Below are 22745 nucleotides of genomic sequence, written 5' to 3' on the forward strand. Positions count from 1 at the left end.
GTTACGCTTCATTATTGTTCGCCTCTCCCGCTTTTTCTTGACCGTTACTTGTTGTTTTTTCTTGCTCAGCCAGCGTCTTGAGGCGCTGTTCAACCAGCGCATAGAGCGTGCCTGGAGGGAATGAGCCGTTGGCTGCCCGTTGGCCTGCTTCCATTCCGGTGAGCAAGGCGGCAGCTTCTTCAACCGTCGTCACCGGATAGATATGGAACTGTCCATGACGGATTGCCTCAACCACATCCTTTTTCAACATCAGATTGGTGACGTTTTGATGGGGAATGATCACGCCTTGCTGCCCCGTCAGGCCGCGCATCTTACAGACAGCGAAGAAGCCTTCAATCTTTTGGTTGACGCCGCCGATTGGCTGCACTTCACCTTTCTGATTGATCGAGCCGGTGACGGCCAGCGACTGTTTAACAGGCACGTTGGCCAAGCTCGAGAGCAAGGCCACCACACTGGCGATCGAGGCGCTGTCGCCTTCGATCGTTTCGTATGTTTGCTCGAACACCATACTGGCCGCCAATTGCAGCGCCTTGTCCCGACCGAACGTCGCGCCCAGATAGCCATTGAGGATCATGAATGATTTATTATGAATGTTGCCGCTGAGTTTGGCGCGCGATTCTGCATTCACCACCCCGCTCTTGCCGGCGAATGTTTCGCAGGTGATGCGCACCGGTTTACCAAATTCGTAATCGCCCAGGCTCAGCACTGACAATCCGTTGACCTGCCCGACCACGGCGCCATCGGTGTCCACTAAAATGAAGCCGCGAACAATCATTTCTTGGAGGCGTTCCTCAATGCGGTTAGAGCGATAGATTTTTTCTTCAATCGCTCGCTCAACATCCTCCCGTCGCACCACCTCGCTTTTCTGCTGCGAAGCCCAGTAGTTTGCTTCGATCATGATGTCGGCGATGGCGCCGAACTCAGTTGAGAGTTTCGTTTGATCGTCGGCCAGGCGCGAGCCGTATTCAATCAACGCCGCGACGCCGCTGCGGTCGAATGGTTTTAGTTGCTGGCGCTGGCTATAGGAGGCGATGAATTGAGCGTAGTGTCGGATATTCTCGGCGGTTCTCTTCATCTGTGTATCAAAGTCAGCTTTGACTTTGAACAGTTTGCGAAAATCCTCGTCGTAGGCGAACAACAAATAATGGAGCAGCGGATGACCGATGAGGATCACTTTGACGTTGATGTTGATTGGTTCGGTTCGCAATCCGGTGGCGCTGATCAATCCATATTGAACGGCAGGGTCTTCGATGCGGACTTGCCCGGTTTCGAGCGACCGCTTGAGCGTATCCCAGACGAGCGGATACTTGAGCAAGTCCATCGCTTCGATTAGCAGATAGCCGCCGTTGGCCCGCAGCAACGATCCAGCTTTCACCATCGTGAAATTGGTCACCAGGGCGCCGAAATGGACCTCACGTTCAACGGTGCCAAACAGATTGGTAAACGTCGGGTTTGATTCAATGATGACAGGCGCGCCCTCAGCCGTCCCGTTATCCACCAGCACGTTGACGCGGTACTCAACAAAGCGGGTTCGTTGTTCGACGAGCTTGAGCGCCTTCAGGGCGGGTTCTGGCACTGGCGCGCCCGTCTCCTCCTTGCGCTGGAATTCGCCGATATTCTCCAACACATAGGCCTGCACTTGGTCAAGGTACTCAATGATGCCACTATGGTCGGCGTACTTACGTCGCAAATAACCGACCAAACTTTGCACGATGATGTTGGCCGTTTGCCTTTCCAGTTCCTTGATCTGATCACGCGTCTGCCGCTCGGCGTCACGCACCTGCTCCATCACTTCCATCACCCGGTGGTTGAATGTCTCGATGCGTTTGCGGATTTCGTCTTTCTCTTCCTCCGAAAGCGATTCGAATTGTTCCTGCGAAATCGGCTGTCCGTTCTTGATGACGCGCGTGATGACGCCCGCCGGCGTGACCTGAAACTGAATGCCTTCCTGATGCGCCTGCTTTTGCAGGTTCGAGAACAAGGCGCTCGTTCGTTGTTGATACTGATTCAAAATTTCGGCCTGCTGCGCCTCGTAACTTTTCCCTTCGAATGTTTGCGGAATTTCCCGCTGTAAGCTTTCTACCAGTTGGTCCATGTCCTTGGCCAGTTGGCGGCTCAGGCCCGGTTTCAGATACAACACGCGCGGTTGGTCAGGGTCATAAAAGTTGTTGACCAAGCAAATGTCGCACGGCACCGGCTTGTTTTTGGCCAATTGAGCAAGGATCGTTTTAATCAATGTCGTGCGCCCGGTGCCGGATTGGCCGGCCAGATAGAGATTGTAGCCGCGGGCTTCAATGTCCAGTCCAAGGTTGATCGCGCTGACGGCGCGCGCTTGACCGATGATATGTTGCAATGGCGGTACATCTGCTGTTGTTTCAAAATCCAGCTCAGCGGCGTCACAGGTGCGATAGACTTCCTCAGCCACTAGCTCTCGATGCTCAGGCATATTCACTCTCCGTAGGCGATGATGTTTGGAGGCGGTATTATCCTTCAGCCGGCATCAAGACTCAAGCGTCCGGCAATGAATCATTACTTTGCGGGCTTCTGATGCTTTCTGAGGAATCGGCCGTGAGCCATCGCCGGCCACCAAGGATGGAAACTTGGGAGCGCCATTGCAAGCGGGCTCAAGCGGGCACGCCCGGAAGCGTGCGCTCCCAGCGATTTTCACAGGGGAGCTGTCTGAAACCGGCACGGCTAAGCTATAACCGACGTGCAATGCCCACACTTGCTCGCGTTGATCGGTATGAGCATCAAGCATTGTGGACATTCTTTTGTCGTTAGGTCCGGCGGCGGCGGTTGCTTCCTCATGCGATTAATGTTTTTGACCACGATGAACAGGGCAAATGCAACCAGCAGGAAATTGATCACGGTGTTGATAAACACACCCCAGTTCATCGTCACGGCGCCGGCTTTCTTGGCGTCAGCCAGCGTTGCGTAGGGGCCTGCTGGATTGCCTTCCTTCAAAATTGTGAAGATATTGCTGAAATCAGCGTTCAGCAGTAAGCCGATGATCGGTGTGAAGAGATCACCGACAAGCGAGTTGATCACGGCGCCAAATGCGGCTCCGAGCATAATACCCACCGCCATGTCCACCATGTTACCTTGTGCAGCAAATTCCTTGAATTCTTTTAACATCGTATTTGTCCTCCCGTATCGGTCGAGCTATCCGTTGCCGGACAGCCGCACGCACAGACCTGCTCGGCGCTGCTGCCGGCGATCTCGGCTTTTGCTTCGCTATCGGCGGTCGTCAGTTGAATCCACGTCACCTGCGTCCGATCCATGTATGCCCATTGTTATATGCTCATCTGACGCGAAGCATGGCTGACCGGCCGCCATGCAATCCGCTATGACGCGAAAACGTCGCGTAACAATTTGGTCACGCGCGCGGCCGGATCACGACGTATCTTGCGTTCTTCCTCCCCTAGCACATAAAACAGCCCGTCGAGGCTCTTCTCCACCACGTATTGATCAAGGTCAAACGGTTCAGTTTTCACAAAGGGAATGTTCTGAGAGCGTCCCAGGACCTCTTTGTAGCGTCGCGTCACACCGACGTCATTCATCGCCTGTTGCACAATCGGCTTGAACGCACTGATCAGATGAGGGGTCGTTTTGCGTCGAAAGTAATCGGTTGCGGCCGTCTCCGGGCCATTCAGGATCGCGCGCGCATCCTCGAACGTCATTTGTTTGATCGCATCCCAGAAGATTGACTTGGCCCGCGGTGCGGCCTGTTCGGCTGCGCGGTTCATGCTCAATACGAGCTGATCAATCTGCGGGCCATAGCCAGCAAAACGGAGCGCAGCTTCCATCTTTCGCAGTTTTTCCGGTAGCAAAATCTTAATGGCTTGATTCTTGAAATACCCATCCACACGCCCGGTCTGCTTGACCGTGTTAGTCGTGCCGACCTGTAACGCTTCTTTCAACCCGGCGACGATTTGTGACTCGCTTAATCGGTGTCCCAAGCCGAGACGTTCGAGGACGCGGTCCACCTGTGCGGCAGAGATCGCGCTGAGCATCAGGATGAGTATGACAGTGAAGCTCATTGACCACGCCTCCGTTCGTGTTTTGCTGGCCATCATAGCACAAGGAAGGCGCTGAGCCAATAAGCTATGATGGAGTCATTCGGCCATTGTCATACCCATCCGGGTCGCTTCTGTGATGCTCGGGAGAAGAGTGGAGGAAGCATCACAACGCTGTTGGAAGTAGGTTGACCAAGAGGCCGAATGACCCCCTTGCCTGCTGGACAACAACGGTGCCCCCCTACGCAGGCAAACTCGCTATACCGCTTCTCCATAGTCCGCTACTCGCCGACATAAACCGACCACTACCACCCTCGTGAACCGAGCACACACAACGACGAGCAACGGACTACGGACAACCGGCACACAGCTAGAGCTGACTGAGCATATCCCCCAGCCCTTTGGCGTATTTCTTTTCACCCTGCTCCTCCTCGCCTAGGAGGCTTGCCAGGTGGTGTTTGAGGGGAACCGGCGCTTTCTCATTCAGGTAGCTGAGAACGCTCTCAATCGCCGTTTGAGCCGCGTGCTCAGGGATGTTGGCGCGTTGCGAAACCAGTTTGACAAGGTCATTCATTGGTTTGTTCATGATGCTCCCTGTTGTGCTTCTCTCAACTTGGCCGCACCAGAGCCAGCAGCGGCGAAGATGGGGTCTCGGTCATCAGCCATCGCCACTGACCCTGGTGCGATAAGCTGCTGAGGTCGTTCGATGTTGAAACATCGAACGACCCTCAGCAGGAAACACGACTGCAAAGCCTGTGCCAGAGTGATGCCGAAATTCTCAACCTGTTCATGATGATTGGGTTGCTGATCGAAGAGGCCACCTCAGAAGCGGACGCCAATCCATCGTTGAGACATCAGGGGCGTTTCATCGGTGTGTCATGTTGTCCCGCCTGAGACAAATGAGTGCCACAGAGACAGTCGTCCGCGCGTGATCGCGTGAGGATGAGCGGTCAGTGTGGGTATGAGTATGAGCGGTGAGTATGAGCATGACCATGAGCATGAGCATGATCTATCTGCACGGTTAGGAGCAAGACCGCACTCGCCCAATGTCAGAGCATGCTATCGGGTGGTTGAAGTGTGGCAGCTCGTGTGCGTCGAATACGGGTTTGATCCACGATCGGCGCACATGCGAGAGTGTGTCGAAGCTCGGTCAAAAAAATCGGGAGTAGGATTTTGGCTTTCCTACTCCCACTCAAGCGATTTAAGGAGGATTGACCTGAAACCCCGCGTTTAGCTGACTATCCTGTTCGTCACCAGTGAATCTCCCTTCCAGAGCGGTTGGTGGAATTTTTCATGATGACATAGTCGCCTTGTTTTGAGCCTCGCTCGACAGCGGCACGTCAGACATTTCAGGCGTTTTCAGAAGGTATCTTGAGCACCTGTCCGACCTTGATCAAATCGGGATCGTCTAACTGATCCTCGTTGGCATAAAAGATGCGCATGTACTCATTAGGGTCACCGTAGAACTGCTTGGCTATTTTCGAGAGTGTGTCGCCGGGCTTGACCGTATAGGTTTGCATCGCCGACGGCGCAGCACTCGGTGCAGCCACATCAAAATCGGCGATCAGATCGTCGTAGGTGGGATTGACAAGCTTGATCTGATCCCAGACGGCATTTTTAGCCTGTTCAGACGGCGCCGTTCCTTTGATGAACAGTTTGTTGTCTTGCACGTGTAGATTGTGAAGCTGAACTTTCTGTTGCTGGATCAAGTTCAGCACGGATTGATACTTGGCTTTTAACTCTTCAAAGCGCTTTGTTGCGGCGGGCGCTGCTTGCGCTGCTGAAGCGCCTTTTCCAAACATCTTATCGAATATCCCCATTGTTTCTCCTCCAAAATAAAGTAGCGCGGCTAGACTAGCTTATTTGCTGATACACTGTCTAGTGCAGTTGAGAAATTTCGGCCTGCAGGCTCACGATGTGACCGTCTCGCATGCATCTTATCCTTCATGTTCAGCTCATGAGTTCTGCTGACCATTTTGCCTGCGTTGCCTTGTACTGTTGCAATCTCCATCCCCCGTCGCACCATCATATCCCCTCGCAGGAGTACACACGCAGAGCAAGCACTGTGCCGCCACTGCCGCTCTTAGAGCAATTGACTGATTCAATAGAAGTTGACCTGCCAACGTGGTTGTTGCACAGTACGTGTTCGAGGCTCTGATGGCACAGAAAATATGTTCCATCAGTGTCCCACCTGTGTCTCATGGATACACAAGCACCGTCTGACTGCGGTGGTTCAATCTGATTATCATGGTCCAGGAGGTTCCAAGAACAAGATGTTCAAAAGGTAGAACGCCGATGAGGCAGATCGGACAGATCGAGATCCAGACAAACCGCTCATCTGCCAACATCGGTCACTGAGAGCAATTTTCAATTGCATTTGGCCTGGAGGCCCTTACATCTTGCGGGCTGATGACGGCCGCTGTCAGGGTAAACTCGTTCACAAACCGCTCTAGCAGCAGCCGCGTTCGCTTGATGCCGTTTCACTGAGAAGAGGCTTCCGGTTTGAAGCCCATTGAAGGATCGAGTATGAGTTCGAGCTTCAGGCTGCTGTTTCACTGAGAAGAGGCTTCCGGTTTGATGTCCAGACTGGCCAGCTTGCGGTAGAACGTTGACCGGCCGATGCCCAGCATCCGCGCGGCAGTTGTTCGATTGCCGCCCGCCCGCTTGAGCGCAGCCAGCAGCCGCTGTTTTTCATCTTGTGGCAGCTCCTCAGGGGGGCGCGCGCTTCGGATTTCGGCTGGCAAGTCTTCAGCTTGAATGATCGAACCGCGGCAGCGAATGACAGCATACTCGATGGCGCTTTTCAGCTCACGCACGTTGCCCGGCCACTCATACTCCATCAGCATGAGCATAGCATCCTGACTGACGCCGGTAACGGCCTTGCCGCTGACAGCGCGACAGCGACTGAGAAATGATTCGATCAGCAACCGGATGTCTTCCCGGCGATGACGCAATGGTGGCAGTTGAATCCGGCCAACGCGAATACGGTAGAGCAGGTCAGCGCGGAATCGCCCGGCCTCGACCTCCTGCGCCAGATTACGATGTGTTGCGACGATCACACGGACATCCACTTTGCGTGGCATGGATTCACCCAGCCGTGTGATCTCTTTTTCCTGTAGCACGCGCAGCAGGTTGGTCTGAACGCTGAGCGGCATGTCGCCGATCTCGTCGAGAAAGATCGTGCCGCCGTTGGCTGCCTCAAAAAATCCTTTATGGTCTGTGACGGCGCCGGTGAACGCGCCACGCCGATGCCCGAACAGTTGACTGGTCAAAATGGATTCGGTCAGCCCGCCGCAGTTGACGGCGATGAACGGTTGGTCCTTGCGCTGGCTGATTTGATGAATCGCCCGCGCGACCAGCTCTTTGCCTGTGCCTGTTTCGCCCTCAATCAGCACGGTCCAGTCCACCTCTGCGACCTCGCGGATATGCTGATAGACTTGTTGCATCGCCGGGCTTACGCCAACCAATCCATGAAAGACAGCCTTTTCGTCCAACAGTTGACGCAGGTCATGAAGCTCGGTCACATCATAGAAGAAAAAGATGGCGCGCCGCCGATCACGTGGGTCGTCTTGAACTTCGACTTCCATCCAGCGTTGGTGACCCTCGTTGGTGGAGAAGGTCACCAGCACTTTGCTGCGCTGTTGTTGCGGGCGCTGCATCATGGCATGGATTTGACGTCGCTCATTCGCCTCAAATGGAAACGCTTCTTGCCAGGGCATGCCCAACGCTTCATCGGCACAGAGGCCCATTACGTCACGACACGTTTGACTCAAAAACATCACGCGCCCATGCTCGTCGGTAATCGCTGTGCCCAGTCGCAGTTGATTGAGGATGGAGATCAAATCATCGTGACTTTTTCTGACCTGTTCGTAACTTTGCTCGAGCTTGGTCTTGGAGAGGCTGACTTCCCGAGCCGATTGTAAAATGGCATGTTTCTCTTCAAACGCCTGTGTGACTTGTTCGAGTAAAAGCAACTTTCTCGAACCGGCGCGGATGGCAATCGCTTGCAAGTAGCGTTCGCACCCGCTCGGATCGGCTTCCTGCCAGGGGCCGGATTTCAACCAGCCCTCTTGGTTGTCATGCCACCATGCCTCGGCATCGATGAGGAAGTTGTCGAGGAAATCAAAAGCATGCGCGGGTTGGAAGTCCGTTTGCCCGGTCGCCGCCTGTGGATAAATCCCGCAGAACCACTCAGGGGTCGGACTGAGAATATGAAATGCTCCATTGGGTTGCCGCTCCAGAACAACGATATCCAAAGCGGCCATCAAATCATTCAAGATCAATTCGTGCATGATGAGGCTCTCACAGCATCGCTCGCCTGAGCGTCAGGAACGCTTCCTCCGCTCGTGCATGATAGTTCTTACGAGAGCATCGCTCGCGTGAGCGTCAGGAACGCTTCCTCCACCCCGAGACCCGTTTTGGCGCTGGTGCGCATGACAGTCCAGCCGCGCGCCACCAGCGGGTCCGTATCGGTCGGGGTCAGCTCCCATTGAGCAGTCAAATCCGACTTATTCAACACCACAACGAAAGGGATTTGATGGATCAAATTCTCCACCATGGCCTGCAACTGAAGCGCATCGTTCAACGTGGTTCGGCGTGTGCCATCAACCACCAACAAATAGCCGGCCGCGCCGCGCAAATAAGAGGAGCGCAGTTGCTGAAATTGATCTTCCCCATGCAAATCCCACAAGACCAGGTTGACCAGTTGACCTTCAAGTGAGACTGCCTTCTTGTCAATCTTGACGCCGACAGTTGTCAGGTATTTTTCTGAAAACATGCTCGTGACGAAGCGCCTCACCAGACTCGTTTTGCCGACAGCCGATGTGCCCAACATGCAAATTTTTTTTCGGATCACAGTTTTCGGATCACCTCCTACTCACATCGCGAAGGCTGATCGTGAACGAGACCCGACGATTCACGGCCTTGTCTGATTCTGTCTTTTCCGGTTGCAACGGTTCACGCGCGCCGAGGCCACGCGCCGTGAGCGCGCTGGCCTTGACACCTTGAGCGATTAACCATGAGCGCACTTTCTCAGCGCGTTGTTGACTGAGCCGGAGATTCGCTTCATCTGATCCGCTGGCATCCGTATGACCGCTCACCGTGACCTCAACCGCGTGTTCGATGGCAGCAGCCGCTTGATCGAGTTGGCGAAGCGCAGCGGCCAGCTCGTTCAGCATGCGCTCTTGGCCGGGCGACAGCGTTGTTGTGCCGCCAGCAAACCGGATCGTCTGCGATTGCAATGCCTCAATTTTGGATTCTAGCGCCTGTTTATCCAGGTCAATCAGTTGTTCTTCACGCCAAGCTGTAATGCCGGCAACAGCCCAGGCCAGCCGTCGCGCGTCAACGATCCAACGATGTGGCGCCGCGCCGACGGCAACCAATGCGCTATTCTGAACGCGCAGCGACACGCCCGGCGGCGGTTGCAACAGCTTCTCGGCTCGCTGACGGATGAACGTCGGTTCTAACGCTTGATACGGTTCCCATTGACCGACGACGCGGTCGGGATCGAGCTTGCTTTCTCGCAGCAACGCCTGCGGATCAGCAGCCAGCGGGTCGCGCAAGCCAGCGACAACGAATCGGCCGCTCTGCTTGAACGCGTTTGTGACGACAATGCCCGGTTCGGCGCGAAGCCGTTCAAGGTAATCATGCCAGCGCCAGTTATCACGGAGCGTCCACCATCCCCATACACCCAGCGCCACCACCAGCAACGCGATCAAGCCGACCAGCGCAGGCGAGAGTTTCTTCGTCGTGGGTTGATATTGCGTTTGAAGACACGCTTGCAGATAAGGCCGCGTGGCTTCAAACGGTGCGTCATCACCGGCGAAGGCTTCCAGCGCCGCGCGTTGCGTTAGATGAATGCGCTCCAGTGCGTCACGAAACACCGCGCGCAGTTCAACCGGTGCGTGCCCGCGAATCACGCCAGCCAGTAGGGCGTGGGGCCCTTGCTCGATCCACACGGTGAGTTCACCAACCTGCAATGTTTCCAGCTCATCATGCGTGCCCAGCGTGAATGAGTCGCGCACGAAATCTTGAATCGCCGTGAGCATGCCGGAAATCATATCGGCATCTCTTGGCGCGGCGGTCTCGGCGGCCACGTGTTGCAGCAGCAACCCGGTTCGTTTGTGAATCAAGAATACCTGCTCAACCCGATAGAGCAGGCTGTGAAGCATGATCACTTCAGCCAGCGGCTTGCCTGTGCGACGCGCTTCCAGTCGCCACTGAATGCTTTGCCAGGAGAGGCTCCGTTCAAGCACTTGATTGAATGATTCCAGCGCCTCGCGCAATGCCGTGGTGACCGCCTTCCGGATCGCCGGTCCGATCACCGGAAAGATCGCGTCGGTGATCGGCTGTGGATCACGTTTGACGGAGATGGTCAGCGCCTGTTGCACGGTGGGCAGTAGCGCTTCAGTCAGTTGTTGGTCTTTGCGCGTGCGCAGCACAATGGCATCAGGCAGGACTTCGCTGATACCTTCAGCGTGGCGCAGATGGTCTACCCGCTCGCGCAGTTGCACAAGCTCAGTTTGCTCCGGCCCAATGAGCAGATGGCGGAGCTCGTCCAGTTCACGGTCATCAGCATGGCGATCGAATGAAACGTCCACAGACACATTCGTCGCAGATGTATCAGGCATTGCCTAACTCCTCGGAGCCGGGCAGCGTGAATTCGTTGTTCAATCGCATGGCGACTTCCGTAAGCAAGTTGGCAAGCGCCGTGCGAGCTACCTTCTCATTGCGGAGTTCGTGGACAGCCCGTTCCAACGTGGCCGATAGGTCTTCATGCCGGCGTTGTATGTCATCGTTCAGGACCCGCACCTGGTCGAGCCATTGTTGACGCAGCTCGCGATGCTTTCTGTTCATTTCATCGTCCAACTGAGTCGCTCGCCGTTCCATAGCGCCGGCCAGCTCGTGCAGTTGTCGCGCCAGTTCATTGCTGGAGGCTGTTCGCTCGTCGCGTTCGCTCATCAACCGGTGCGTGAGCGATTCGATTTCGCCGCGAAAATAATCGGCGAGCGCATCAAACCGTTTGCGAATGTCCTCGCGCAGGTCAGCCGCTTCGCGTGACAGACGTTCTTCCAAACGCGTGAACCGCTTCTCATATTCGCGCGCCTGCGCGCCGAATAGAATATCGCGAACTTTATCGAGACTCCCACTGCCGTGAGCTTCCCCTGTAGTAGCTTGATTCGTGCTTTCCATCGCTCCGGTTAGTTCTGACATAAGCTCCTCTCCCTGTTGGGTCATGTTTGTTGCCTATCGGTAACTCATCCCACCACTGTTGCTCCATAATCATATCTCCAGTTCAGTCACCGACTGGCGGCCATTTTAGTGTCAATGAACCGGGAGCGTCAATGCAAACATGCACCGACAAAGCACTGACTGGTCAGCAGGCAACTACCTCTTGGGCCCTCGCCGTCCGTCGTGGCTGTATAGGCAAAATCCTACCGCTAATTAAGCACTCTTACGGATTTTTTCGAGCAGCGCTTTTTGCGATGATAGAGTGGGCTGATATGTGGAAACCTGGCGCCCACACTGCCATGGTCAACTTGACGTTGCGAGGCACGGCGCTCTACACGCGCGACCCGCTGCCTGCCGGCATGCTCCGTCAGTTGGCCGTTTGGGCCTCAAAGCTCGGCTCCATCGTCATCAACGGGCAGAGCCTCACGGCTGAGCAGTTAAATCAATTGGCGCTGCAAAGCGAGCAGTCCGGCCAGCCGATCTCGTTTCGAGAATTTCCCGAACCAACACGCCCGCGCCGTCACAAGCATTGACAGGCCGCCAACCCGATGGCGCTTACGCTGCGCATACCCTCTCTGCTACTATAGGCTGGTTCATTGTAGGGAGGAACAAATATGAAAAGACCGATGGTTATCGCTCTGCTTGTTTTTGTAATGATGGTTGGTTATGGATTCGGTGTTCGCAGTCGTCAGACAGTCGCTCGCTCAGACAACCAATGGCGAATCAATGTTGCTCGCAGCGTGCCGTTAGAAAGGGCAGCCATTGTCAGCTCAACCGCTCAGTTCGGGGGCGAGGCGGTGTTCAGCAAAATCTTTCCGCAAGGCCGGCGTGTGCGCGCCAATCAGTCGGCGTTCTCACCGGTCGTGGATGTCAGGGGCATGTCGCGGGTGATTCTCCGTTTGGAAGCGTCGGCCAACAATCGCGGCGACCTCGGCGTGATCGTGCGTTTCGGTCCAATGTCCGATGATACGCTGACCATTTTCAGTGACGATCAACTGGGCGTCCTCAGTCCAGGTGTAGGCGTGGATATAGAATTGCCTGTGCGCGGCCCGATGATGCAAGTCGAACTGCTCAATCCGGGCAGCGATGACTTGTTACTTAGCTCAGGCGCGACCCTATACGCCGTCCCTTAAAGCAGACAGAGAACAAGAGACGATTATCAGAGAGCCTCACTGACGCATCAGACGTCAGGAGCACTGAGCTGCGACTCATGAGCCGAGGCCGTGCAGCAGTGGCTAGTCTCTCCTGTTCAGCGTCTTGTATACTCATGCTGCCATGAACCTGCACACATTACGCCGTGACGCGCTGGCTATTTTTCATGCGGGATTGCAGGCTGTGGATGCTATTGCCGCTATCCGGCGCCATGTCTCTTATCGAGACCAAAAGCTCAACATTGACGGGCGCACGTATGATCTTTCGCGTCGAGGCCACGTGTATGTGGTGGGAGCCGGCAAAGCATCAGCCGCCATGGCGCAGGCCATTGAAGAGATCGTCGGCGAGGACAAACTGAAGGCGGGATTAGTCAGCGTCAAGTACGGGCACGCTGGCGCATCGCTCAGAGTTATTCAAGCTCGCGAAGCGGGACATCCTGTGCCGGATGAGGCCGGATTGAACAATAGCAAGCAGATCATCGAACTGCTGCGGCAAACAACGCGAGATGATCTGGTGATCTGTCTGTTGTCGGGCGGCGGGTCGGCGCTGTTGCCGTGCCCGACGCAAGGCGTGACGTTAGCCGATAAACAACGGGTGACGCAATTATTGCTACAGTGCGGCGCAACGATTCACGAGATCAACGCCGTGCGCAAACATCTGTCGCAACTGAAGGGCGGGCGATTGGCGCGGCTGGCTGCTCCTTCACGAGTCGTTTCGTTGATTCTATCGGATGTCGTCGGCGATGACGTGAGCAGTATTGCTTCTGGTCCAACTGCGCCTGACGATACGACGTTTGCCGACTGTTTGCGCATTCTGGACAAGTATCAATTAAGAGATCAGATTCCGTCCGCGGTGCTAAAGGTATTGCAGCGCGGCGCGCGCGGCCAAATAGAGGAAACGCCCAAATCGAACGATCCATTATTCCGAGGGCAGCGGCGGCCACAGAATCTTATCATTGGCAGCAATATCCTCGCTGTTGAAGCTGCAAAGCGCAAAGCTGAGGCCGCTGGGTATCGCTGCCTTGTTTTGTCAACGCTGGTTGAAGGCGAGACAAGGGAGGTGGCTCGCGTTCATGCTGCTATAGCCAAAGAAATTTGCCGGAGCGGGAATCCGATTCCCCGACCAGCCTGTATCATTTCCGGCGGCGAGACAACAGTCACCATTCGTGGCCGAGGGCTTGGCGGGCGCAATCAAGAATTTGCGCTAGCCGCGGCCATTGATATTGATGGATGGAAAAACGTCGTTATATTGAGCGGCGGTACTGACGGCAGCGATGGTCCGACTGATGCCGCCGGCGCCATCGCCGATGGAACAACTGTGCAGCGTGCCCGGCTCAAGGGTCTCGACCCGCAGCGATTCTTGCGCGACAATGACTCCTATCACTTTTTCCGAGCGCTCGGAGATTTGCTGATCACCGGGCCAACATTGACCAATGTGATGGATTTGCGATTGATTTTAGTCGGTTAATCGTGGATCGTGATCTGTGGATTGTGGATCGCGGTTTGTGGTTCGTGGATGGAGCATTGAATGCGACATGCGGGTCACGGATGACGGACCACGAATCACGGATGACGGACCACGAATCACGGACTCCGAATCACGAATTATGGCAAGAACGAAGATTGTTTGCACAATTGGCCCAGCCTCGCGCACACCGGAAAGTCTGGAGCAGTTAATCCGCGCCGGCATGAATGTGGCGCGATTGAATTTCTCGCATGGGACACACGCTGAGCATCGCGAAGTGATCGCCACCATTCGGCGCGTGGCTGCTCAACTGGATCGTCCTGTCGCGATTTTACAAGACCTGGCCGGCCCGAAGATCAGGATCGGGGATATAGAAGACGGCTCGGTCATGTTAGAGCCCGGCGCGTTGTTTACGCTCACCACGCGTCCGGTCGCTGGCAATCAGCAGCAAGTCTCCATCTCCTATGCCGGCCTGCCTGAGGATGTTCAACCCGGCGACACGCTGCTGCTCAGTGACGGCTCGCTAGAATTGGAAGTCGTCTCCACCACTGAGGAAGAGATTCAGTGTCGGGTCATTGTTGGTGGGTTACTGAGTTCGCGCAAAGGCATCAATCTGCCGGCGCGCTCTATCAAAGCGCCGAGTTTGACGGATAAAGATCGTGCCGATCTCGTGTTCGGTATCGAGCAGGATGTTGATTATGTGGCGCTCTCGTTTGTGCGCACGGCGGCGGATGTCGAGCAGGCCAAGCAATTCATGCGCGAGTGCGGCCACATGATCCCGTTGATTGCCAAGGTCGAAAAGCATGAAGCGCTGTTGAACATTGATGAGATCGTTCAAGCGGCTGACGGCTTGATGGTGGCGCGCGGCGATTTGGGCGTCGAAACGCCACTGGAAAAAGTGCCGCGTGTACAAAAGCGGCTGATTGAAAAAGCCAATCGCGCCGGCAAGCCGGTCATCACGGCGACGCAGATGCTGCGCTCGATGGTAGACAGTCCGCGCCCAACGCGCGCGGAAGTCACCGATGTTGCTAATGCGATCCTGGACGGCACCGATGCCGTGATGTTGTCAGAAGAGACAGCCGTGGGAAAATATGCGACCGAAGCGGTCGTTGTGATGAGGCGCATTGCTGAGGATATTGAGGCGGCCTTTCCGTTCACCAATTGGATGCAACGATTCGACCGTGAAGGCGATCCACCGCTGCCCGAAGCGGTGGGGTATGCCGCGTGTAACCTGGCAGAACGTATTCGCGCTGCTGCGATCATCACGTTCACGCAATCTGGTAGCACGGCGCAACTGGTGGCCAAGTATCGCCCCGGGCGTGTCATTCTAGCGCCAACGCCGCTGGAAAAAACCTATCGGCGACTCGCGCTCGTCTGGGGAGTGACACCGATCCTGAGCGAGGAGATGAGAAACACAGATGAGATGATTGATAAAGCATTCGCGGCGGCGTTGAAATCAGGTCTCGTACAGCCAGGTCAGCGCGTTGTCATTACGGCCGGTGTGCCGGTGGGTGTGTCAGGGACGACCAATTTAATCAAAGCAGAGGTGCTAAAACAAACTACTGTGGCCAATGATGAATGATGAATCGAGTGACATATCTTTATGTGGTATGCACCGTTCACCATTCATCATGGCCTATGAATGTGGGGTTTTAGTTGCCGATCCGGACAAGTTCAAAGTAGCCCAAATTGCCGGCCACGGTCGGCTCGATCTGAACGCCTCGAAGCCGAGTAGCCACTGAGCCAGTGGACTCCACGACAACCAACGAATAGTTTCGAGTCAGCGTTCCAATCGGCGGCGGAGCTTGAGCAACGGCGCTGGTGCTTCCCGTGCCATTCGCGTTGAGCGTGTATGAACCGCCGGTCACCTGAACCGGGATGACCGTTCGTCCGGTTTGACCAGGCGCAACGGCCGATCGCGGAATGTGCAGTTCCAATGCCCCACCTGTGATGTTGCCGTTGCCATCGAATGTCACCACACCGATGGTGGCTTCTGTGGTGCTGCCGCCTGCCGTCATAAATACATAGGAGCCCGCCAAGCGAAGGCCTTGCGCAGACGTGTTGTTAAGTCCCGTGAACAAGATGGCCGCGCCGATCAGCGCGACTGTGAACGCAGCAAGAGCTATTGATTTGCGATTGAACATAGTCTTTGTGTCCTCCATAACAAGATTTTGTTGATCTGCTTCATGACAATTTAGGGGGCATACAGCCGATCCCCCTCCATGTTGGCTTGCCCGATTGGTAACAAGCGCACATTGAAAATCCGTCCTTCACGTGTTTGTGCTGAACTTACCGGGCCGCGCGATTATAGCATAGGGTCTCGCGTAAGCAAAAGAAAAATTTCTTGCGTCAGCGGCGCCGTGAAAAAGCAGCTCACTCGCTCAGTGAGCGTGACCAACCAGAAAAAATTTCTTGCCTCAGCAAAACGGTTCTGTCCGCTGACGCCTGATCCGCGCTCTGTGCGCGCAACTCCCCGCGGTCAATGGCATTGATTGAAGGATGGCACATGGATGACGCCGATGATGCGGATCAATGCGAATCAATCAAGGATTGGCGAATATCCGCTCCATCGGTGTTATTCGCGTTCCATTCGTTGGGGAGTTACCGCTTTTGAGGTTGACTTCTGTGAATTGGATAGTACAGAATCTGCCCCGTTAAAAACCAAATTTTCCAGGGTAAGATGGAGAGACACAAATGTCATGAAGCGCTTTTTAAGGGAGGGGAAACGATGAAAAACCATGTCTTCCTAATCGTCGTTCTACTGGTTTCTGCTTCGTCGGCGTGGGCTCAGGCAACAGCCACGTCGGCTGAACTGAGAGGGACGGTGACCGACCCGAATGGAGCTGTTGTGCCGGGCGCGGTTGTGACCGTCACCAATGCCGAACGGGCACTTTCGAAAACAGGCGTCGCCGATGACAAAGGCGAATACCGCATCTTGCTGCTACCGCCGGGCCAGTATGAAGTCAAAGCGGAAGCCCAGGGGTTCAGCACCAAGGTCAGCCGCGACGTGCAACTGACTGTAGGCCAAATTGCCACTCTCGATTTTCAATTGGAAGTCGGTGTGGCAACAGAAATCGTCGAGATTACGGCCTTGCCTCAGTTGGTTGAGACCGAGCGCACGCAGCAAGCTAACACCATTGAGGAGCGATACGTGCAGGAATTGCCGATCAATCGGCGCGACTATCTGTCGTTCACGTTGCTGGCGCCCGGCATCGTTGATTCTGACGCAATGGCCGACAACACGGATTTCCGCGTCGCTCAGACGCCGCAAAGTGGCATCTCGTTTTACGGCAGCAATGGCCGTGGCAACAACATCATGGTGGACGGCGGCGAAGCCAACGACGATGCCGGCGGTGTGCGCCCGACAGTCAGTCAGGAAGCAGTTCAAGAGTTTCAAATCAATCGCAGCAACTACACAGCGGAATTTGGCGGCGCTAGCGGCGGCGTTATCAACATCGTCACCAAATCGGGAACCAATGAGTTTCGCGGCACATTGTTTGGTTTCTTCCGACATGACGCGCTTGATGCTGCTGATCCGTTTGCCATTGATTTGATCAATGATCGTCCCACGCGCATCAAGCCGCCCTCCAATCGTCAGCAATATGGTGGCTCGTTGGGATTCCCCTTTAAGAAAGACCGCACCTTCTTCTTCGGCGCGATTGAAAAGCTCAACCGCGACGAATCCACGGCCGTGCCGGTGCTGACTGACTTCGCCATCTTTCGGCCAACAGCGGCTCAGGAAGCGATCTTGCGCACGTTACCACCCGCCCGCGCAGCGGCGTTGCGCCAACAATTAACCATTACTGACCCGGCTGTCATCAATCTGTTTCGGCGCAATAGCGGCGTATTCCCGTTCACCGCGAACAACCTCTTGTGGAATGTGCGCCTCGATCACAGCTTCAACGAGCGTAATCAACTCGTCTTTCGCTATAACTTCGCCAACAATTTTGATCAGAACCAAAACTTGAACGCGCTGGTGGGATTCTCTCGTGGCAATTCGCTGGATCAATTCGACAGCAACGCCATCCTTGGATGGACCCACACATTCAGTCCGGTGTTGGTCAATGAGGTGCGCGGCCAGTGGAACTACGACCGGCTTGACGTTGTCCCCAATGATCCGGTCGGACCGGAGTTGAACATCGGCGGCTTTGGGTTCTTTAACAGGGACATCTTCCTGCCCAGCTTCAGCACGCAACGACGGTACGAATTCGCCGATAACCTCAGTTATTCGCGTGGCAAACACACGATGAAGTTTGGCGGCGCGCTGTTACTTCGCGGCAACAACACCGAATCGCACACGTTCTTTGGTGGGCGCTTCCAGTTCGGTCCACTGCCTGGCTTCTTCGTAGATGGCGCGTTGGCTGCTACGACGATCACGCCGCTGCAGGCATTCAACCTGGGGTTGCCGCAGTTTTATCAACAAGGCTTCGGCGACCCGACCGTGAAGGCGACCCTTCCGTTTTACGCCATCTACGCGCAGGATAGTTGGAAAATCCGACGCAATCTGACGCTGAATTACGGCGTTCGGTATGAACTGGACGACCGCAAGGACCCATTGCCAACTGATACGAACAACGTTGCGCCGCGTCTGGGACTGGCCTGGGACCCCTTTGGCGATGGAAAGACAACGATTCGCGCTGGCTACGGCATTTTCTACTCGCCGATTTACTTCCAGATTGATTACGTCGTCAATGCGTTGAATGCGCTTGGGCCGGACAACTACCGCCAGATTGCGCAAATTTTCGTGCCATTGACCGGTGCGCCTGGGCTGATCAATCCGATCACCGAGCAGCCGCTCTCTTCGGCCGACATTTTCAATACGCTGCGCGCGCAAGGTGTAATCGGTATACCGGTTCCCCGCCGTACCATCTCGCCGGCGGACCTCACGCAGTTTGGTATCAACATCACGCAACGGGGTCCGATCCCACCGCTGACGGTGTTGTTCAGCAATTCCGACGATTATGCTAACGCCTATTCTCAGCAAGCCAGCCTGGGCATCGAACGGCAACTGTCCACGAACTGGGGATTCGGCCTCAGCTACGTCTTCTCGCGCACGGCCAAAGTCACACGCGCCCGCGATAAGAATTTGTCAACGGCGACGCCCATTGGGCCGCTTGGCATTCGTCAATGGAACGGCCCGCAGTGCGTGCCCAATGGCCCGATCCATTGCTTCATCAATCGTCTCCTGTTGCAGGATAATGTGTATGAATCCACAGGCAACGCATTCTATCACGGGTTCATCGCCGAGCTGACCAAGCGCTATAGCAATTACTTCAGTCTCTCGGCGAATTACACGTTCTCCAAGGCCATTGACGAGGTGACGGATTTCAACAGCGACTTCCAACCGATGGATCAGGCCAATCTGCGCGCTGAACGCGCTCTGTCGGCGTTCCATCAGAAACACAAGTTCGTCGTCTATGCGGCGCTGGAAAGCCCGTGGCAAAACTGGTTCATGCGCGGGTTCGTGCTGACGCCGATTTATCGTTACAACTCAGGCCGTCCATTCAATCTGTTGACCGGCGAAGATACCAACGGCGACCGTCACTCAACGACAGACCGTCCGCCGTTTGCCGGTCGCAATACGGGTCGTGGTCCAAACTTCTGGGCGGTAGACCTGCGGTTGACCAAGAAGATCGGGTTGTGGTCGGAGCGCCGTTCAGTGGATGTGATGTTTGAAGCCTTCAATCTCTTCAATCGAGTGAATTATGCCAGCATCAACAACACGGTCGGTCGTATTCCTCCACCGTTTGACTTGAAAGGCCGAAGTGACCGGAGTCCGTCGGAGCCGCTGGGCTTCACCTCGGTCTTTGATCCGCGTCGTATCCAGTTGGGCTTCCGGCTGAACTTCTAGCACGAGGCATCGCATCTTACTACAGCCTCGCGCGCAAGGTGACATGAGCCAGGAGCAGGTCAGCGCCGAATGCAGAGCTGGCGCGCTGCCTGCTCCTGCTGCGTATCGCTCCGCTGCCAGCGGTGAGTCAGCCCACTCACTGTGTGAAACTTTCTCTATCCCCGGACGTGCTAGGTGGGGAGCACCGCGCTCAAGTGTCATGAGCATGGCGGCGCTCAAACCCCGCGTGAAGGAGGAAGTGATGCGTAACTGCAAGGTCAGCTCAATCATCATTGGCGCAACGCTCCTACTGATCGGGATCAGCGAAGCGAGCGTCGCTCAACAAACCACCTCGGTGAGCAAGTCGTCGCGCGCGACAGCGGACGAGAGCAACATTCAACAGTTGAATCAGACACTTCAGGAGTTGAATCGCCACGTTGGGAGTCTCACCAAGGAACTCCAACGCTTCAAAACCGATGTGGATGAAGTCGCCGTGCTGTGGCGCGTGCTGTTGATGGAACAACGTCAGGGACAACTGGAAGAACGTCTCGCCAGCGTGCAACGACAACTGTTCGATATCGCCAATCAACAACTGGCTATTCGTTCGCGTCTGGAGAACCTTGACAAAGAATTCATTCCAACCGCCAGCGCCTTCATCACGCAGGATCAGATCAAGCGACAAATTCGCCAACAGCTCGAACAGCAATTACAGCAACTGACCGGGCAGCAGCCAGTCCTGCTGGAACGAGAAAGGGAGTTGAAAGAGCAGCTCGGCCAGATGCGCAGTAAGCTGGAAGCCTTCAAACGAGAACTGGAAGCGATTGAACAGAAACGCGACCTTCAGAAGCAGAATGATGATGAGCCATAGGCGTTTCTAGCAACTGGTCTAGCAGTCGGTATTCATCGGCGCTGCCAATCCGAGGCTGCCGATGACTGAACACTCACCGAGGATCACTCACTGATGAGCAGCTTACAATTTTTAGGCGCAACGCAGACGGTCACTGGATCGAAATTCGTCGTGACCGTTGACAGCTTTCGCGTGATGATTGATTGTGGACTCTTTCAGGGCCTGAAAGAACTTCGCTTACGAAATTGGGAACCATTGCCTGTGGCTCCCCATTCACTGGATGCGGTCATTTTGACCCATGCGCATATTGACCACGCTGGTTATTTGCCCAGATTGGTCAGAGACGGATTTCGCGGCACGGTCTATTCGAGCGCCGGCACGTATGACCTGTGCCGATTGTTGTTGCCCGACTCCGCTGAGCTACAAGAAGAAGATGCCCGGCACGCCAACCAACAAGGATTTTCTAAACACAAACCGGCTCTGCCGCTCTACACGGTGAAAGACGCCAAAGCATCGCTCAAGCTGTTTCAGAAGGTCCGGTATCACGAGGTCATTCGGCTGACCAAATCGCTAGCGTTTCGCTTGAGTACATCCGGGCACATTCTCGGCTCAACGTTTGTTGAGCTGTTCATCACGAATCACCACAAGCAGGACACGAAGGTCGTGTTTAGTGGCGACATCGGACGCTATGATCGTCCGATTTTGAATGATCCAGCCGTGGTGCCCGAAGCCGATTATCTGCTGGTCGAATCCACCTATGGCGACCGCCAACATGATCCGCAAAACCCCCAAGACCAAATTGCCCAGATTGTCAATGACACCATTGGGCGTGGCGGAACGATTATTATTCCGGCCTTTGCGGTCGGTCGCGCGCAGGAGCTGCTCTATCATTTCATCCAGCTTGAAGAACAACGGCGCATTCCGCCGGTTCCTGTCTATATTGACAGCCCGATGGCCATTGAGGCGACTGCTCACTACATTTGTCATCCTGAAGACCACGACCATGAAATGAAAGAGACAATGGTCGCCAAACTGCAACAGGCCAAATCCCGCATTACGCTAGTGCGTGGCCAGGCGCAATCCCAATCGCTTGTTCGTGACCGCACGCCATGCGTCATTATCTCATCAAGCGGCATGGCGACAGGTGGGCGTGTGTTGCATCATCTGGCAGCGCGGCTGCCTGAGCCGCAGAATACTATTCTGTTTGTCGGCTATCAGGCTGCTGGAACGCGCGGGCGACTCTTGGCTGACGGCGCGCCAGAGATCAAGATTCATGGACAAATGATCCCGGTACGAGCAGAGGTGCAGGTCATCCATACGCTCTCAGCGCACGCTGACTATAGCGAAATCCTAAAGTGGCTAGGCGGCTTCCAACGTCCGCCCCGCATGACCTACATCGTCCACGGTGAACCCTCGGCCAGCCAAGCCCTCCAGCATCACATTGAACAAACCTTTGGCTGGCCTGTCCAGATTCCTCATTATCAACAAACAGTCCCGTTGGCAGAGTGAAGGGCCGGGTGATGAGCCTCATGAAAACCCTGCGAGCGCCAAGCGTTTTGCCTGCTGCTTTAGCGGTTATTGGAAAAGGCATCGTGGAGCGGGCGCTGCCAGGTTTTCATCTAACGTCGCGTCCCTAACGCGCGGGAGGGATGCCATGAATGGTGCTCGGGCGAACACAGCCAGACCATTGTCCAGTTGTGTCGAAGCTGAACACTGTGGGTCACTGACCGCAACGCGAAACCGTACACGAATTGCAACTATGCCATGTGCACGTTTCACAAGGGCCATTCTCACACCTGTAGCACTTGTCAATATATGACCAAGCGCAGCGTTGATTTTGGCAACTGTAGCAACCCACCCCGGGCGTTGTGAACCATTTCAGCCACTTCAATGCCAAGGTTTCGCTATTAGGGCTGTAGCCCGAGCCGTCTTCGAACCGCGCTTCGGCAATGGCCACAGCTACGTGGTAAGCGCCACTGAGATTCCCTGACGTGCTAAGGGAGGCAGCTTCGTTGGCAAAGGAGACGACCGAGTATTCGATGACCCCTGAAGCTTGAGGCGAGATCGCTATGGCAATACGGGGTGTACTCCCAGAACGTAGTACTTGATCGCCACCCTGTTCAGAGAAGATGTACCACGCCAATTTCACGGCAGTGATCTTCTGAGGTGAGAGGTTCTTCACTTTCACAGAGCTGATGCTCAAGCC

18 protein-coding genes are annotated in these 22745 nt (G+C 55.3%); 7 read left to right on the plus strand and 11 right to left on the minus strand.

Annotation, left to right across the window (positions count from 1 at the left end; all coding sequences use genetic code 11):
* Nucleotide 1: 1 nt before the first annotated feature.
* The 10 genes from NZ823_18250 to NZ823_18295 all read right to left on the minus strand — a co-directional run bounded on the left by NZ823_18250 (nt 2) and on the right by NZ823_18295 (nt 11228).
* The gene (locus NZ823_18250) at nt 2–2446 is read right to left on the minus strand and encodes an AAA family ATPase (GenBank protein ID MCS6807067.1); all 2445 of its coding nucleotides are present in this window, start codon (nt 2444–2446) and stop codon (nt 2–4) included.
* Nucleotides 2447–2694: 248 nt separating this feature from the next.
* A complete protein-coding gene (gene mscL, locus NZ823_18255) occupies nt 2695–3135 on the minus strand; it encodes a large conductance mechanosensitive channel protein MscL (GenBank protein ID MCS6807068.1) in 441 nt (146 codons plus the stop codon).
* Complete coding sequence (locus NZ823_18260) at nt 3129–3281, minus strand: hypothetical protein (GenBank protein ID MCS6807069.1); 153 nt, start codon at nt 3279–3281, stop codon at nt 3129–3131. The genes mscL and NZ823_18260 overlap by 7 nt, the downstream gene beginning before the upstream one ends.
* 63 nt (nt 3282–3344) lie before the next feature.
* Nucleotides 3345–4040 carry a DUF4197 domain-containing protein gene (locus tag NZ823_18265; GenBank protein MCS6807070.1) on the minus strand — a complete coding sequence of 232 codons (696 nt, stop codon included), beginning with the start codon at nt 4038–4040 and terminating at the stop codon, nt 3345–3347.
* A gap of 346 nt (nt 4041–4386) precedes the next feature.
* Entirely contained in the window at nt 4387–4602 is a 216-nt protein-coding gene (locus NZ823_18270) for a hypothetical protein (protein ID MCS6807071.1), read from the minus strand.
* 763 nt (nt 4603–5365) lie between these two features.
* Complete coding sequence (locus NZ823_18275; protein MCS6807072.1) at nt 5366–5836, minus strand: LysM peptidoglycan-binding domain-containing protein; 471 nt, start codon at nt 5834–5836, stop codon at nt 5366–5368.
* A 732-nt stretch (nt 5837–6568) separates the two neighbouring features.
* The gene (locus tag NZ823_18280) at nt 6569–8308 is read right to left on the minus strand and encodes a sigma-54-dependent Fis family transcriptional regulator (GenBank protein ID MCS6807073.1); all 1740 of its coding nucleotides are present in this window, start codon (nt 8306–8308) and stop codon (nt 6569–6571) included.
* Between the two features lie 68 nt (nt 8309–8376).
* Nucleotides 8377–8871, minus strand: coding sequence for a GTP-binding protein (locus NZ823_18285; GenBank protein ID MCS6807074.1), 495 nt, complete (start codon nt 8869–8871; stop codon nt 8377–8379).
* 10 nt (nt 8872–8881) lie between these two features.
* Nucleotides 8882–10645 carry an OmpA family protein gene (locus tag NZ823_18290; protein MCS6807075.1) on the minus strand — a complete coding sequence of 588 codons (1764 nt, stop codon included), beginning with the start codon at nt 10643–10645 and terminating at the stop codon, nt 8882–8884.
* Nucleotides 10638–11228 carry a hypothetical protein gene (locus tag NZ823_18295; GenBank protein ID MCS6807076.1) on the minus strand — a complete coding sequence of 197 codons (591 nt, stop codon included), beginning with the start codon at nt 11226–11228 and terminating at the stop codon, nt 10638–10640. Before NZ823_18295 ends, NZ823_18290 begins: the two co-directional genes overlap by 8 nt.
* Nucleotides 11229–11518: 290 nt before the next feature.
* On the opposite strand from NZ823_18295, the gene NZ823_18300 reads away from it, so the two are divergent.
* The 4 genes from NZ823_18300 to pyk all read left to right on the plus strand — a co-directional run bounded on the left by NZ823_18300 (nt 11519) and on the right by pyk (nt 15444).
* Entirely contained in the window at nt 11519–11779 is a 261-nt protein-coding gene (locus tag NZ823_18300) for a hypothetical protein (protein MCS6807077.1), read from the plus strand.
* A gap of 81 nt (nt 11780–11860) precedes the next feature.
* Nucleotides 11861–12379, plus strand: a complete 519-nt coding sequence (locus tag NZ823_18305) for a hypothetical protein (GenBank protein MCS6807078.1) — start codon at nt 11861–11863, stop codon at nt 12377–12379.
* 142 nt (nt 12380–12521) lie between these two features.
* Nucleotides 12522–13865, plus strand: a complete 1344-nt coding sequence (locus NZ823_18310; GenBank protein MCS6807079.1) for a glycerate kinase — start codon at nt 12522–12524, stop codon at nt 13863–13865.
* A gap of 139 nt (nt 13866–14004) precedes the next feature.
* Nucleotides 14005–15444 (plus strand): pyruvate kinase, encoded by a 1440-nt coding sequence (gene pyk, locus NZ823_18315; GenBank protein MCS6807080.1) that lies wholly within the window; start codon nt 14005–14007, stop codon nt 15442–15444.
* 70 nt (nt 15445–15514) lie between these two features.
* Here the strand turns inward: pyk and NZ823_18320 are convergent, their stop codons facing one another.
* Nucleotides 15515–16006 (minus strand): hypothetical protein, encoded by a 492-nt coding sequence (locus NZ823_18320; GenBank protein ID MCS6807081.1) that lies wholly within the window; start codon nt 16004–16006, stop codon nt 15515–15517.
* A gap of 584 nt (nt 16007–16590) precedes the next feature.
* On the opposite strand from NZ823_18320, the gene NZ823_18325 reads away from it, so the two are divergent.
* The 3 genes from NZ823_18325 (at nt 16591) to NZ823_18335 (ending at nt 22048) form a co-directional block, all read left to right on the plus strand.
* On the plus strand, nt 16591–19713 hold the full coding sequence (locus tag NZ823_18325) for a TonB-dependent receptor (GenBank protein MCS6807082.1): 3123 nt from the start codon (nt 16591–16593) through the stop codon (nt 19711–19713).
* 241 nt (nt 19714–19954) lie between these two features.
* Nucleotides 19955–20560: a hypothetical protein gene (locus NZ823_18330; protein MCS6807083.1), complete on the plus strand. Its 606-nt coding sequence runs from the start codon at nt 19955–19957 to the stop codon at nt 20558–20560.
* Between the two features lie 93 nt (nt 20561–20653).
* Entirely contained in the window at nt 20654–22048 is a 1395-nt protein-coding gene (locus NZ823_18335; GenBank protein MCS6807084.1) for an MBL fold metallo-hydrolase, read from the plus strand.
* Nucleotides 22049–22745: the final 697 nt, after the last annotated feature.

Source organism: Blastocatellia bacterium (assembly GCA_025054955.1).
Classification (GTDB): domain Bacteria; phylum Acidobacteriota; class Blastocatellia; order HR10; family J050; genus JANWZE01.

Excerpts from the sequence above, each read along its gene's own strand:
- NZ823_18250 (MCS6807067.1), bottom strand. The coding sequence starts at position 2,446 with ATGCCTGAGCATCGAGAGCTAGTGGCTGAGGAAGTCTATCGCACCTGT.
- mscL (MCS6807068.1), bottom strand. The coding sequence starts at position 3,135 with ATGTTAAAAGAATTCAAGGAATTTGCTGCACAAGGTAACATGGTGGAC.
- NZ823_18260 (MCS6807069.1), bottom strand. The coding sequence starts at position 3,281 with ATGGATCGGACGCAGGTGACGTGGATTCAACTGACGACCGCCGATAGC.
- NZ823_18265 (MCS6807070.1), bottom strand. The coding sequence starts at position 4,040 with ATGAGCTTCACTGTCATACTCATCCTGATGCTCAGCGCGATCTCTGCC.
- NZ823_18270 (MCS6807071.1), bottom strand. The coding sequence starts at position 4,602 with ATGAACAAACCAATGAATGACCTTGTCAAACTGGTTTCGCAACGCGCC.
- NZ823_18275 (MCS6807072.1), bottom strand. The coding sequence starts at position 5,836 with ATGGGGATATTCGATAAGATGTTTGGAAAAGGCGCTTCAGCAGCGCAA.
- NZ823_18280 (MCS6807073.1), bottom strand. The coding sequence starts at position 8,308 with ATGCACGAATTGATCTTGAATGATTTGATGGCCGCTTTGGATATCGTT.
- NZ823_18290 (MCS6807075.1), bottom strand. The coding sequence starts at position 10,645 with ATGCCTGATACATCTGCGACGAATGTGTCTGTGGACGTTTCATTCGAT.
- NZ823_18295 (MCS6807076.1), bottom strand. The coding sequence starts at position 11,228 with ATGTCAGAACTAACCGGAGCGATGGAAAGCACGAATCAAGCTACTACA.
- NZ823_18300 (MCS6807077.1), top strand. The coding sequence starts at position 11,519 with ATGTGGAAACCTGGCGCCCACACTGCCATGGTCAACTTGACGTTGCGA.
- NZ823_18305 (MCS6807078.1), top strand. The coding sequence starts at position 11,861 with ATGAAAAGACCGATGGTTATCGCTCTGCTTGTTTTTGTAATGATGGTT.
- NZ823_18310 (MCS6807079.1), top strand. The coding sequence starts at position 12,522 with ATGAACCTGCACACATTACGCCGTGACGCGCTGGCTATTTTTCATGCG.
- pyk (MCS6807080.1), top strand. The coding sequence starts at position 14,005 with ATGGCAAGAACGAAGATTGTTTGCACAATTGGCCCAGCCTCGCGCACA.
- NZ823_18320 (MCS6807081.1), bottom strand. The coding sequence starts at position 16,006 with ATGTTCAATCGCAAATCAATAGCTCTTGCTGCGTTCACAGTCGCGCTG.
- NZ823_18325 (MCS6807082.1), top strand. The coding sequence starts at position 16,591 with ATGAAAAACCATGTCTTCCTAATCGTCGTTCTACTGGTTTCTGCTTCG.
- NZ823_18330 (MCS6807083.1), top strand. The coding sequence starts at position 19,955 with ATGCGTAACTGCAAGGTCAGCTCAATCATCATTGGCGCAACGCTCCTA.
- NZ823_18335 (MCS6807084.1), top strand. The coding sequence starts at position 20,654 with ATGAGCAGCTTACAATTTTTAGGCGCAACGCAGACGGTCACTGGATCG.